Origin of the sequence: Paenarthrobacter sp. NPDC089675 (genome assembly GCF_044749185.1) — a bacterium.
Classification (GTDB): domain Bacteria; phylum Actinomycetota; class Actinomycetes; order Actinomycetales; family Micrococcaceae; genus Arthrobacter.
The window spans coordinates 305663-318473 of the sequence record NZ_JBIVHM010000002.1 but is presented as its reverse complement, the minus strand read 5'-3'; the positions used below and the strand labels follow the sequence as shown (position 1 = coordinate 318473).

The following is a 12811-nucleotide window of genomic DNA, read 5'->3' as shown; positions in this document are numbered from 1 at the left end:
CAACAGACAGGAACCATCATGGCCAAGTACCGAGTCCAGAACCCGGCAACGGGTGAGATCACGGCAACCTTCGAATCAGCTACCGACGATCAGGTCCAGCAGTACCTGGTTGCTGCCGACGCTGCCTACCGCAAATGGAAGGACCACAGCGTGCAGCATCGCGCCGCCGTCGTGCGCCGCGCCGCGGGGCTCCTCACGGAACGTCGTGACGGGCTCGCGGAAATCATCTCTACGGAGATGGGCAAGTCCATTGAAGCTGCCCTCGAAGAAGTCGATTTCACGGCCTCGATCTTCGACTACTACGGCGTCCACGGGCCAGGCATGATCACCAGCTACGGGATTCCAAGCTCCGTGCCGGGCAAGGCCGTGATCGAGCAGCTGCCGTTGGGTGTCCTGCTCGGGATCATGCCGTGGAACTTCCCTTACTACCAGGTGGCCCGCTTCGCAGCCCCGAATCTGGTGCTGGGGAACACGATCCTGCTCAAGCACGCCGATATCTGTCCACGTTCGAACCTCGCCATGCAGGAGATCCTGGAGGAGGCCGGGGTTCCGGCCGGGGGCTACCAAGCGTTGTTCACCTCGCATGAACAGATCGCCACGATCATCGCCGATCCGCGGGTACAGGGAATCTCACTGACAGGCTCCGAAGCTGCCGGCGCCATCATCGGCGCCCAGGCAGGCGCAGCACTCAAGAAGTGCGTCCTGGAACTGGGCGGCATCGACGCAATGGTGGTGCTCGACTCCGACGACGTCGCCGGCATTGCCCAGGCCGCCTGGGAGAACCGGATCTACAACGGCGGGCAGGTGTGCAACTCCAACAAGCGCCTGATCGTCATGGACGACATTTACGACGAGTTCGTTGCCGAACTGGTTTCCCTGGCTGAGGGCCTCAAACCCGGTGACCAATTGAACCTCCAGGCGGAGGAGTACACCCCGCTCTCCACCCGCGCCGCGGCGGAAACAGTTGACGCCCAGGTCCGAAAGGCAGTCTCCGACGGCGGCCGGCTCCTGGCAGGCGGCGTGCTGTCCGATGGGCCCGGCGCTTACTACTCGCCCGCGGTGCTGGTCGACGTACCCCGCGACTCCGAATCGTACCGTGAGGAGATCTTCGGGCCAGTGGCGATCGTGTACCGCGTGCACAGCGACGAAGAAGCCCTGGAGTTGGCCAATGACTGCCCGCTGGGACTTGGCGGCTCCGTGTTCTCCACCGACACAGCACGCGCTGCACGGGTGGCCTCACAGCTTGAGGTCGGCATGGCCCACGTAAACATCATTGCCGCGGAAGGAGCGGACATCCCGTTCGGCGGCGTGAAGCGATCCGGTTTCGGGCGCGAAATGGGCCCCCTCGGCATCGGCGAGTTCGCGAACAAGCGTCTCTTCTTCGTCGCTGAGTAAAGCAGTACCCCATCCGGCAAACCGGATCCCCAGGCAGTACCGCCACGCTGCCACCCCCCACACCCCCTATATGCGAGGCGCTGATTTCGCATGCCCAAAAGTGAAGGAGAAGGAACCATGAAGGCAGTAGTCTTCCGCGATTCCGATACCCGAGTTGCCGTGACCGACGTCGATCTTGCCGCCCCCAAAGCAGGTGAAGTGCGCGTCAAAATCGCTGCCGCCGGCGTCTGCCATTCCGATTTGCATGTCCGCCAGGGTGACTGGGACGCCGCCGTTCCGATGGTGATGGGCCACGAAGGTTCCGGAGTCGTCGTCGAACTTGGCGAGGGCGTCACGTCCCTCGCCGTGGGAGACCATGTGGTCCTCAGCTGGGTGCCACCGTGCGGCGAGTGCCGCAATTGCACGCAGGGGCGCGAGGCGCGCTGCCACAAGGTTGCCACCCTCGTGGCGCCCAAGGGTGTGCTCTTCGACGGCACCCCCCGCATGAGCAAAACCACCGACGACGGCAGCGAAGAAACCCTCTTCCACTACTTGGGCGTTTCCTCCTTTGCGGAGGAGGTAGTGGTGCCGGCGTCCGGTGCCATCAAAGTCCGCAAGGACGCCCCGCTTGACGTGGTTTCAGTGGTCGGCTGTGCAGTGGCCACGGGCGTTGGCGCCGTCACGAACACCGCGGCCGTGGAACCCGGCTCGACAGTTGCCGTGATCGGCTGCGGTGGGGTGGGACTCAACGTAGTCCAGGGGGCCAAAATAGCGGGAGCGGAGCGGATTATCGCGATCGACGTCATGCCCGAAAAAACTGCGGCGGCCCTGGAGTTCGGCGCCACGGACCGCATCGACGCCTCCAGCGGCGACGCTGTCGAACAGCTCCGTGCGTTGATTCCCGACGGCGTCGACTACGCCTTCGACGCGATCGGCCGAACAGTGACCACCGAGCAGGCTATTGCGATGCTGGCCCTGGGCGGGGCCGCTGTGATCGTTGGCCTGCCACCAACCGGCGCCAAGGCTTCCTTCGAACCGCTGGTACTGGCCGAAGCTGACCAGCGGATCCTCGGCTCGAACTACGGCTCGGTCCGCCCCTCGATCGACATTCCCGCCCTGGTGGACCAGTACATGGAGGGTCGACTCAAGCTGGACCCGCTCATTTCGGGCCGTCGTCCTTTGGCGGAAGCGGCAGAAGCGCTGGACGACCTCGAATCTGGCGGCGTGCTGCGGACGCTGCTGATCCCCTGACCCGGACCCCACACCGGGAAACCCCAACAAGAACACCCGCTCAAAGGAGCACCTATGTCCACAGTCAAACAGGCGCCCGCCGGCGATGCCGGGCTACGCCAAGGCGTCATGTCGGGCAGCGAACTCGCAGCCCAGGCCATCGCTAACATCGCACCGAGCGCCGTCCTCGCTTTCACGGCGGCAGTCATCTTCGTCAGCGCCGGCAACGGCACCATGTTGTCTTTGTTCCTCGCCATGGTCGTCGTGCTTTGCGTCGGTTGGTGTGTTGCCACGTTCGCGAAGAGGAACGCCTCTGCCGGCTCGCTGTACACCTACGTCGCCAAGGGCCTCGGCCCCACCGGCGCCTACATCGCCGGAGCCGCCCTGATCATCGGCTGCTGGGGCGTGACCGCAGGATCCCTTGGGGGTGCTGTCTCCAACACCGTCGATTTGCTGGGCCTCCTCGGGGTGCCAGTCGAAGGGATCCTGGCAGTCATTGCGCTCACCGTCGTCATTGGCGGGGTTGGTACCTTTTTCACCATCCAAGGCATCCGGCTCTCAGCCAGGGTTTCCCTCGTCCTGGAACTGCTCTCCGTAGCGATCATCATGGTGCTTCTGGTCACCTCCCTCATCGCCTTGGGACCTGCCGCGTGGGATCCAGGGCAGTTCGGCCTGAATGGCGCACCACCCCAGGGGATCGCCGCCGGCATGGTCATCGGCGTGCTGGGCTTCGCGGGGTTCAGCTCAGCCGACGCGCTCGGACGTGAGGCACGCAACCCCTACACCGCCATTCCCCGGGCCATCATGTGGAGTGCCGTCGCGGTAGGCGCCCTGTACATTTTCGGCGCCTACACCCAGATCGCTGTCCTGGGCGAAGAACTCGGCACGGTGGGTAATCCGCTGCCGGCCATCGCAGAGAAGATTGGCATGCCCGGCTGGTATGCCCCTCTGCTGGTGTTCGGTGTCGCGGCGTCGTTCTTTGCCGTCGTTGTCGCTCCGCTGAATGTGTTGGGCCGCATTGTGTATGTCATGGGCAAGGAAGGCGTGGTGCCCGAACGGTTCGGACGTACCCATGAGAAGCACCTGACGCCGCACCGGGTGCTCATCCTCGCCGGCATCAGCGTCATCGTCGTCGATGTTGCCCTGCTCCTGGCAGGGGCACATCCGATGGAGATTGTTGTGTGGCTCGATACCTACGGCGTCTACGGATACATGGTGGCCTACGCCCTGGTCTCGTTTGCCTGCATACTCTACGTCCGGCGCGAGGGATTGCCAAGCACTGTGGTGACCGTCTGCGGCACCGTGGCGGTCCTGGCCATGATCTACATCTTCTTTGCCAATGTATGGCCCGTCCCGGCGTTCCCCCTGAACCTCATTCCGTACTTCTTCGTGGCCACCATGGTGGTGGAGATCGGCTGGCTTGCCTACGTCCGGAAGAAGCACCCCGACGTCATGGAGCGGATCGGCAGGACCGAGACCGACATGCTCGACGGCGTCGGCTGACCGCTGATGCCACGCCACCTCAAACACCCCGCCCACCCCGAAGGACAATCATGAACTCCACTGACCAACCGCGCGTGCTGCTGATAGGTCTGGGTGCCATAGGCCGTGCGGTGGGAACGCGGCTGGTCGCTGTATCGCACTGCCGGGTGGTCGGCGCCGTAGACCCTGCAGCAGGCGCAGGCGACCTCGCCGCCGTCGTCCACGGTGCCGACCCGGCAGCCCGCATTGTGCCTGCCCTGGCAGAAGCGCCGGACGCTGACGTCGCCTTCGTGGCCACCACGTCATTCGTCTCAGAAGTCGAGCCGATCATCAACGCACTCCTGGACCGCGGCCTGGACGTGGTCACCATCTGCGAACAACTGGGTTTCGGCTTCTTCGACCACGGTCCCGTTGCCCGGCGCATCGACGCGCGGGCCCGGGCCGCTGGCCGCACCGTCCTGGGCACCGGTTGCAACCCCGGAATCCTCCTGGACACCCTTCCCATGCTGCTCAGCAGCCTCACCACGGACGTGACCGGCGTGACGATACGCAGGACGGCTGAGATGTCCGGGTATGGAGGCATCCTGTCGAAATTCGGTTTCGGACTCACGGCCGCGCAGTTCGCTGCCCAGCGGGAGGCCGGCGGGGTGATCGGCCACGTAGGGTTCCGCGAATCAGTCGCCGCGCTGGGGGAGGGCCTGGGCTGGGGCCTCGAGGAGATCGTCGTCGATGAGCCCGAACCTGTCCTCTTTACCGAACATCCGCGCGCAACGCCTCACCTCACGCTTGAAGAGGGAACGATCGCGGTGCTCCGGCACTCCGCAAGGGGACTCGTCGGTGGCCAGGTGGTGATTGATGCGGCCATCGACTTCGGGATCTTCGAGACCGCGGACGGCTTCCCCGAGGGTGACAACTGGAGGATCGAGAGCGGATTCCAAACCCTGCAGTTCTCGAGCACCCGCGTCGACAGCTATGCCTCCACCGTGGCTGTGGCCGCGAACGTGATCCCATCGATTCCGGGCGCTGCACCTGGACTGCTGACCATGGCGGACCTACCGCCGAAGAGTTTCACGCCGACGGCGATTGTTCCGCATCTGGCCGCGCATTGACACCGAATCTGACGAACACCAACCAGCAAAGGAGCTGAGGCACATGCCGGAGAACTCCTCCGTCAACATCGCGGAAGTCATGAGCCGCGGCGGACGACCCCCACACAGTCGCCGTGAAGTGAAAATCATCGACACCACCCTGCGCGACGGCCACCAAAGCCTGTGGGCGACGCGCATGCGCACGTCCCACATGATCGACATGATCGAGGAATTCGATGCCGCCGGCTTCGAGCACGTGGACCTGATGGCGCCCATCCAATTCGATGTAGCCGTCCGGTACTTGAAGGAAGACCCATGGGAGCGGGTTCGGCTGATGCACCGGCACGCGCCCAACACCACCTTCAGGGCACTGATCCGCTCCAAGAACCTGGCGAGCTTCGATTTCCTGCCCGACGACGTCATTGAGGCGTGGGTTGATCGTCTCGTAGCCAACGGGTTCAGGGAGATCGGCGCCTTCGACGGGCTCAACGACGTCGACAACATCTCCGCCGCCCTGCTCCGGGCCAAACAGCTGGGCGCGGAGACCTTCGGCGCGGTGTCCTTCTGTGAATCACCGGTGCACACGGACGAGCTGTTTGTCGCCAAGGCACAGGAACTGATCGAAAAAGCCGGCGTGGACCGGATCATGCTCAAGGACGCCGGCGGACTCCTGACTCCGGACCGGGTGCGCACCCTGGTTCCGGCGTTGCGGGCTGTCATAGGGGACAGGCCGCTGGAAGTGCATACCCACAGCCTGACGGGCCTGGCCCCCCTGGTCTGCCTGGAAGCAGTGGAACTCGGAGCCGACTCCGTCCACACCTCCATCGCACCGCTCGCCTCGGGCAACGGTCAGCCCTCCACCCAAGGCACCGTGAGGGATCTGCGGGCGCTTGGCTACACAGTGAACGTCGACGACGAACGCGTCGCCGCGATCAGCCGGAAACTCACCTTCATCGCCGAAGACGAAGGCAAACCCGTCGGCGTTCCGCACGAATACACCGGCATGCACTACATGCATCAAACACCGGGCGGGATGCTGTCCAACTTCCAGTCACAGCTCGAGGCAGCCGGCCTCTCCGATCGCTTCGATGAACTCATGCAAGAAGTAGCCCGGGTGCGGGCCGAACTGGCCTATCCGATCATGATCACCCCCTTCGCCCAACACGTGGGAACACAGGCGGTCATGAACGTCATGAACGGGGAGCGCTACCGGGTGGTCCCCAACGAGGTCAAGAAATATGCCTTGGGCTACTACGGCAAGCCTCTGGCGCCCCTCGAACCTGCCGCGCTGGAGAAGATCCTTGCCAACGGATCCTCCAACATCGCCGAACAACCCGAACCGCTGGCACCCATGCTTCCGTCCCTCCGGGAGAGGTACCCGGAGGAGGACATGGACTTGTGGCTGCTCCGGGCACAGTTCGCCGGAACACAGGTGGACGAGATGAAGAAGGTCGTGTCAGAGGGTAGCGCCACCGCGGGTCATCCGACGCCAACGCTTGACCTCATCACGACCCTTTACAACAGCACCCGGACCGGCCGACAGGCACTCAAAAGCGGCGATCTGCTGATCACCCTGGAAAAAGGAGACAACTAACATGGCCAACAGCCTGCCAGACATGAAAGAACTCAAAGCGATTGTCGACTGGGTTAACCTCGCCGAAGACGTCCGGGAACTGTCGCTCAAGTTCGGCGACGTCGAACTGTACGTATCGCGCAACCACGAACCGGCCGGCGTCGCTGGCGGTGCACCTGGCACAGTCAATGGTCACTCTGGCGCCCCAGCAGCACCCGCTCCCGCGGCCGCAGCGCCGTCAACCCCATCCAAGGATGCGGCGCCTGCTCCGGCACCTGTTGTGGGGGAGCCGACAGCAGCGAACGACGCCGGCCGTCTCGCCGACGATGAGGTACTGATTTCGGCGCCGATGCTTGGCACTTTCTATGCTTCCCCCCAGCCGGGGGCTCCGGCCTTCGTCGCGGTTGGTGACAGCGTGGTTCCCAACACCGTCCTGGGCATTGTCGAGGTCATGAAGCTCATGAACAACATCGAAGCAGGCGTTGAGGGGACCGTGGCGCGGGTGCTGGTGGAGAACGAATCGATGGTCGAATACGGCCAGCCCCTGATCGTGATCCGGAAAACAGCATGACGCTCTCCAGTGTGCTGATCGCCAACCGCGGAGAAATTGCCTTGCGGGTCATCCGCGCGTGCAGGGAACTTGGAATCCGCAGCATCATTGCGCATTCGGAAGCCGACCGCGACTCCCTTCCTGTCAGGCTTGCCGACCAGGCTCTCTGCATTGGTCCAGCCCCGGCCAAGCTCAGCTACCGTCACGCCCACGCCGTCATTGCCGCGGCACAGGGGAGCGGTGCGGACGCGATCCATCCGGGGTACGGGTTCCTGTCGGAGAACGCCGACTTCGTGGCGCTGTGCGAGGCCGAGGGTGTCGGATTCGTGGGACCGTCGGCAGAAGTCATCCGCCGCATGGGCGACAAGATCGAGGCGAAGAAGATCGCCAGGCGTGCCGGGGTGCCCACCGTCCCCGGTTCCGACGGAGCGATTGCCGATCATGATGAGGCGTTCCGCGTGGCAGAAGAAGTCGGCTTCCCGCTCCTCATCAAGGCGGCGGCCGGCGGCGGGGGCCGCGGGCTTCGCGTTGTGCAGGAAGCCGAAACGCTTGCCGCTGATCTCGCAGAGATCATGGCCGAAGCCGAGGTGGCCTTCGGCGACCCCTCCGTGTACATCGAGCGCTACCTCACCGACATCCGCCACATCGAGATCCAGGTGGTCTCGGACGGCACAACAACCCTGCACCTGGGTGAACGGGACTGCACGGCCCAACGACGCAACCAGAAACTCGTCGAGGAAGCGCCTTCCCCTGTCATCGACCACGAAACAAGGCAGGGACTAGCGAAGGCGGCCGTGGCACTCTGCGAAGAAGTTGGCTATACGAACGCCGGAACAGTGGAGTTCGTCTTCGACAACGCCACTGGCGAGTACTACTTCATCGAAATGAATACCCGCATCCAGGTTGAGCATCCTGTGACCGAAATGGTGACCGGGATGGACCTGATCAAGCTGCAGCTGCAAATTGCCGGTGGCGGAAAAATCGGCGTCAAACAAGAGGACGTCCGGATACGGGGCCATGCCATCGAATGCCGCATCAACGCAGAAGACGCTGGGCGCAATTTCGCGCCCAGCCCCGGAACCATCCGCGAGCTCCGGGCACCTGGAGGATTCGGCGTCCGGCTGGATACGCACATCGAGAGCGGATCGACCATCCCTCCCTTCTACGATTCCATGATCGGCAAGCTCATCTGCTGGGGGCAGGACCGGGATGAAGCGATTGCGCGGACGCTGCGGGCCTTGGATGAGTTCACGATCGAGGGCGTGGTGACCACCGCTGCCTTTCACCGCGAAGTCCTGAACACAGAGACGTTCAGGAGCGGCACATTCAACACAGGCTTCATTGCCGAATACATGGAGGACCGTCGTTCATGAGCACCACTAACCAGCTCGTCGTCGTGCCGGATGCGGGCCGGACGCTGCCGCCGCTCCCGGCATTGCCGCAGTCAAGGCATCTGGCTACACAGATTCCCGGCCCGCGCTCGCAGGCAATGATGGTTGAGCGACGTGCCCAGGTATCCAACGGTTTCGGCGCGCAACTGCCGGTTTTCATCGACCGGGCCGACGGCGGCATCCTGCTTGATGTCGACGGGAACCGCATCATCGACCTTGCCTCAGGTTTGGGACCTACCGCGCTCGGGGCCTCGAATGGACGCGTGCGGGAACGTTTGCAGGCCCAACTGGATCGCTTCACGCACACCTGCTTCATGACCACCGAGTACCAGAGCTACGTGGAAGTTTGTCGCTGGCTGAACCAACACGCTCCTGGCAGTGCGGAAAAGCGTACCGCCCTGTTCTCCACCGGAGCCGAAGCGAACGAGAACGCCGTGAAGATCGCACGCTACTTCACTGGAAGGTCCAAGATTCTTGCCTTTGACGGCGCCTACCACGGCCGAACCCACATGACGATGTCCTTGACCTCCAAAGCACACCCCTACAAGACCGGATTCGGGCCTTTCTCGAAAGACGTCGTCCATGTGCCGGTACCGACGTCGCCCCGCGGTGCAGCCGATACCCTCGAACGTTCACTGGACCGTGTGCGGGCAGCTTTGTGGGAAAACGACCCGGCCACCTTCGCGGCCATGATCATCGAACCGATCCTCGGCGAAGCCGGCTGCCTGATACCGCAGGAGGGCTTTCTTGCCGGTCTGCGGGAGATTGCCGACGAGCACGGCATGCTCCTGATTGCCGACGAGGTCCAGAGCGGCATGGGCCGCACCGGACGCATCTGGGCCATCGAGCACGAAGACGTGGTTCCCGATCTCCTGGTCGCGGCGAAGGCCCTCGCCAACGGTATGCCCCTCAGTTCCGTGACTGGACGGGCGGACGTCATGAACGCCGTGCATCCGGCAGGCCTTGGCGGAACCTATGCCGGCAACCCGCTCTCGTGCGAGGCAGCGCTCGCTGTCTTCGAGCAACTCGACGCCGAAGGAGTTCTCGACAAAGCAACGGAACTGGGCCGAATCGCCGTCGACATGCTGCTCCCGCTCGTGGGTGCAGGTCAGGGCGTCATCGATGTGCGCGTCCGTGGGGCGATGATCGGGATCGAATTCGGCGACGAGGACACGCTGGAGCCTGCGTCCCAGCGTGCCAAGGCGGTCTCAGCGTATTGCCACTCAAATGGAGTGCTGGCCTTGACGAACGGCGTTCATGAAAACGTCATCCGGTTGCTTCCCCCTATCGTGATCGAGCCCACCCTATTCCGGGACGGCCTGCAGGTCATCATCGACGGAATCCAGGAGACGGCACTGAACGTCACTGAGGCGAAAGCGGACGCTGGTGGGCGCTAGGATCAGTCCAGCCAGCCAGGAGGACGGCGTCCCGGAAGCCCCCAATTCCTGCGAGTGGGGGACCGTGGCCTGGGAGGAATTGTCCGGCCACGAAGTACATGTCCTCAAAGACGGCCAAGTCGTTCGGACCGGCTTCGTCGATGCGGTAACTGTCGGCGGGGACGGCCTTTGGATCGCAGCTGAAGGGGTCGAAGCTCGTGCATTCTATGAAAAGGCGCGCGGCCATGTAGTGATGCCTGCGTGGTGATTCAGTCTGCCAGGGACCTCGGCATCAGCCTGACCGAGCAGATAGCCCACCCCATGTACCTCAGCGAGGCAGTGGACCGATAAGGGGCACGAGCCGTCTACCCACCCCGACTTGCCAAGTTCAACCAGCGACAGATCAGGGAGGAAACACGATTCGTCAGTGGCTAACCGGGTGCGTCTCCTGTTGACCCGCGTACCTGAAGCTGCGAGGGTACTTGGTGGACCCGGGCGGGTAGTTCCGGAGTAGCAAGGCGCTGCAGGATGAACTTTCCGGCCTCGACGCCGACTGCCAGGTTGCCGTTGTCGACGGAGGTCAGGGAGAGGTGACGGATTTTGGCCAGGTACGTGTTGTCATAGCCCACCAAGGACAGGTCTTCGGGTACGGACAGGCCAAGGTCGTCGGCCGCGGAAAGGGCCCCGATGCAGGCGATGTCGTTGTAGGCGAAGATCGCGCTTGGTCGCCGGGGGCCGGACAATAACCGGCTGGCCGCGGCGTACGCGCTTTCCTCGCTCAGCCCGCCGGCGAGAACCACCGGCTCGAGCCCGGCGTCGCGCATGGTCCGCTCGAACGATTCCCGCCGGATTCGGCCTACTTCGGCAGGCCCCTGTAGGTGTGCGATCCTGCGGTGCCCGAGCGCCAGTAGGTGTTCAGTCGCCTGGCGAGCACCGGCGTCGTCGTCATTGACCACGATGTCGACGCCCGGCAGCACCGGTTCGCGGGTCCCGGCAAGCACCACAGGGATAGTCTGCGCTGCCTTCTCGATCGCGGCGGATTCCGTAGTGGTGCCGACCACCACCAGGCCGTCAATCCTTTGCTCCAGGAGGGTCTCAACGGAACTGCGGCCAACGCGGGTGTCGGTGTAGGAGTCGGCGAGGACGGGGGAAACTCCCGCTGCGTGCAGCGAGGCCGTAAGCCCTTCCAACAGTTCCACGAACCAGGGGTTGCGGATGTCGTTGAGCATCACGCCGATGGTTCCGCTCCGTGGGCCGGAGAGGCGTTGGGCCAGTCTGTTGGGCCGGTAACCCAGTTGCTCCATGGCGTCCAGGACGGCACGACGGCGGCCCTCACTGACGTTGGCCGACCCCTGCAGGACCAGTGAGACCAAGGATTTGGAGACCCCCGCGGCGCTGGCGACATCGCGGATGGTGGGCTTGGTGGCCGGCATGCAGTCTCTCCTCTCGCAGCTTCCATCAAGCTTAGGGGCTTGACGGGTCGTGCCCGACACCTCCATTATGGACCGGTCCAAGTAAATTCCAAAGAGTCAAAGAGGATTCCTCAAATGAGTGCACCTAATTCGCGGCAATTGGTCGCCGGAATGGTTGGTGGCGGCCCGGGGGCCGACATCGGCAAGACCCACCGCTACGCCATGCGGCTGGATGGCCACTACGATCTCCGGGCCGGAATCTTCGGGCGGGATGAGAGCAGTTCCCGCGCCACCGCCGTCGAACTCGGCGTTGAGCCGGACCGCAACTACCGCGACATCCACGCCATGGTTGAGGCCGAAGCCATCCGGGAGGACGGTGTGGACGTGGTGGTGGTGGCCACGCCCAATGACAGCCACTTCGAGATCGCCCGGACGTTCCTCCGAAAGGGCATTTCCGTGGTGTGCGAAAAGCCCCTGACCCGGGACTCCGCAACTGCGGCCGAGCTGGTCCGGGTTGCTGCGGAGAACAACGCCATCCTTGCGGTCCCGCATTGCTATTCGGCCTACGCCATGGTGCGGCAAGCTGCGCGGATGGTCCGCGACGGTGAGCTGGGCGCCATCCGTTTTGTCGACGTCGAACATGCTTCCGGCTGGGCAGCAACGCCCCTCGAAAACGAAGGCCACAAGCAGGCCAGCTGGCGTACCAACCCTGACATTGCAGGGTTCCCGAGCGTCGTGGGCGACCTCGGCACCCATGCCTTCCACCTGCTGCGCTACATCACCGGACTCGAAGCCGAACGCCTGACCGGGCGCCTGCAGACGTTCGTTCCTGGGCGGCGCGTTTTCGATAACGCCACCGTTGAACTCGAACTGACCGGCTCAGTTCCGGCGCGGCTGTGGGCCAGCATGGCGGCCACCGGCCATAACCACGGGCTTCGCATCCGCGTTTACGGCGAGAAAGGCAGCCTGGAATGGCAGCATGAGGACCCGCACCACCTCAAGGTCCAGGACCTCACCGGCGCCACCACCATCCTCACGCAAGGGCTCAGCACCCTGCACGAGGACGCGTCCCGGCTCACCCGCGTTGGCCTGGGCCACCCGGAGGGCTTCGTCGAAGCCTTCGCCAACTTCTACTCGGACCTGGCCGAGGTGCTGCGCGCCCGCCGCGACGGCACGCCACTCCCGGAGCGGGAACTGTCCTTCCCCACGGGAGTTGACGGCCTGATCGGCGTCCAGTTCGTCGAAGCCGTCGCCGCCTCGCACCACGATGACAACGCCTGGAAAATCCCCGCCAATGCCCTGAAGAAATTTGACCTTGAGAAAGCAGCACTCTGA

The 12811-nt window shown here is 63.9% G+C and carries 10 protein-coding genes; 9 read left to right on the top strand and 1 reads right to left on the bottom strand.

Annotated elements, in window-relative coordinates:
• Positions 1 to 18: 18 nt before the first annotated feature.
• The 8 genes from ACIPY2_RS05555 (at position 19) to ACIPY2_RS05520 (ending at position 10085) form a co-directional block, all read left to right on the top strand.
• Entirely contained in the window at positions 19 to 1395 is a 1377-nt protein-coding gene (locus tag ACIPY2_RS05555) for an aldehyde dehydrogenase family protein (RefSeq protein WP_400265376.1), read from the top strand.
• 117 nt (positions 1396 to 1512) lie between these two features.
• Positions 1513 to 2625, top strand: coding sequence for an alcohol dehydrogenase catalytic domain-containing protein (locus ACIPY2_RS05550; RefSeq protein WP_400265375.1), 1113 nt, complete (start codon positions 1513 to 1515; stop codon positions 2623 to 2625).
• Between the two features lie 54 nt (positions 2626 to 2679).
• Positions 2680 to 4107, top strand: coding sequence for an APC family permease (locus tag ACIPY2_RS05545; RefSeq protein WP_400265374.1), 1428 nt, complete (start codon positions 2680 to 2682; stop codon positions 4105 to 4107).
• A 50-nt stretch (positions 4108 to 4157) separates the two neighbouring features.
• Positions 4158 to 5195, top strand: coding sequence for a hypothetical protein (locus tag ACIPY2_RS05540; protein ID WP_400265373.1), 1038 nt, complete (start codon positions 4158 to 4160; stop codon positions 5193 to 5195).
• 43 nt (positions 5196 to 5238) lie between these two features.
• A complete protein-coding gene (locus ACIPY2_RS05535) occupies positions 5239 to 6768 on the top strand; it encodes a pyruvate carboxylase subunit B (protein WP_400265372.1) in 1530 nt (509 codons plus the stop codon).
• A gap of 22 nt (positions 6769 to 6790) precedes the next feature.
• Positions 6791 to 7318 carry an acetyl-CoA carboxylase biotin carboxyl carrier protein gene (gene accB, locus ACIPY2_RS05530; RefSeq protein ID WP_400265371.1) on the top strand — a complete coding sequence of 176 codons (528 nt, stop codon included), beginning with the start codon at positions 6791 to 6793 and terminating at the stop codon, positions 7316 to 7318.
• A complete protein-coding gene (accC, locus tag ACIPY2_RS05525; RefSeq protein ID WP_400265370.1) occupies positions 7315 to 8670 on the top strand; it encodes an acetyl-CoA carboxylase biotin carboxylase subunit in 1356 nt (451 codons plus the stop codon). The genes accB and accC overlap by 4 nt, the downstream gene beginning before the upstream one ends.
• Positions 8667 to 10085 (top strand): aminotransferase class III-fold pyridoxal phosphate-dependent enzyme, encoded by a 1419-nt coding sequence (locus tag ACIPY2_RS05520; RefSeq protein WP_400265369.1) that lies wholly within the window; start codon positions 8667 to 8669, stop codon positions 10083 to 10085. The genes accC and ACIPY2_RS05520 overlap by 4 nt, the downstream gene beginning before the upstream one ends.
• Positions 10086 to 10495: 410 nt before the next feature.
• Here ACIPY2_RS05520 and ACIPY2_RS05515 read toward each other — a convergent pair whose 3' ends face one another.
• Positions 10496 to 11497 carry a LacI family DNA-binding transcriptional regulator gene (locus ACIPY2_RS05515; RefSeq protein WP_400265368.1) on the bottom strand — a complete coding sequence of 334 codons (1002 nt, stop codon included), beginning with the start codon at positions 11495 to 11497 and terminating at the stop codon, positions 10496 to 10498.
• Between the two features lie 114 nt (positions 11498 to 11611).
• Here ACIPY2_RS05515 and ACIPY2_RS05510 point away from each other — a divergent pair, with 114 nt between their 5' ends.
• Entirely contained in the window at positions 11612 to 12811 is a 1200-nt protein-coding gene (locus ACIPY2_RS05510; protein ID WP_400265367.1) for a Gfo/Idh/MocA family protein, read from the top strand.

Coding starts and splice junctions, on each gene's coding strand:
- accB (WP_400265371.1), top strand. CDS start 6,791: ATGAAAGAACTCAAAGCGATTGTCGACTGGGTTAACCTCGCCGAAGAC.
- ACIPY2_RS05510 (WP_400265367.1), top strand. CDS start 11,612: ATGAGTGCACCTAATTCGCGGCAATTGGTCGCCGGAATGGTTGGTGGC.
- ACIPY2_RS05535 (WP_400265372.1), top strand. CDS start 5,239: ATGCCGGAGAACTCCTCCGTCAACATCGCGGAAGTCATGAGCCGCGGC.
- accC (WP_400265370.1), top strand. CDS start 7,315: ATGACGCTCTCCAGTGTGCTGATCGCCAACCGCGGAGAAATTGCCTTG.
- ACIPY2_RS05515 (WP_400265368.1), bottom strand. CDS start 11,497: ATGCCGGCCACCAAGCCCACCATCCGCGATGTCGCCAGCGCCGCGGGG.
- ACIPY2_RS05555 (WP_400265376.1), top strand. CDS start 19: ATGGCCAAGTACCGAGTCCAGAACCCGGCAACGGGTGAGATCACGGCA.
- ACIPY2_RS05520 (WP_400265369.1), top strand. CDS start 8,667: ATGAGCACCACTAACCAGCTCGTCGTCGTGCCGGATGCGGGCCGGACG.
- ACIPY2_RS05540 (WP_400265373.1), top strand. CDS start 4,158: ATGAACTCCACTGACCAACCGCGCGTGCTGCTGATAGGTCTGGGTGCC.
- ACIPY2_RS05545 (WP_400265374.1), top strand. CDS start 2,680: ATGTCCACAGTCAAACAGGCGCCCGCCGGCGATGCCGGGCTACGCCAA.
- ACIPY2_RS05550 (WP_400265375.1), top strand. CDS start 1,513: ATGAAGGCAGTAGTCTTCCGCGATTCCGATACCCGAGTTGCCGTGACC.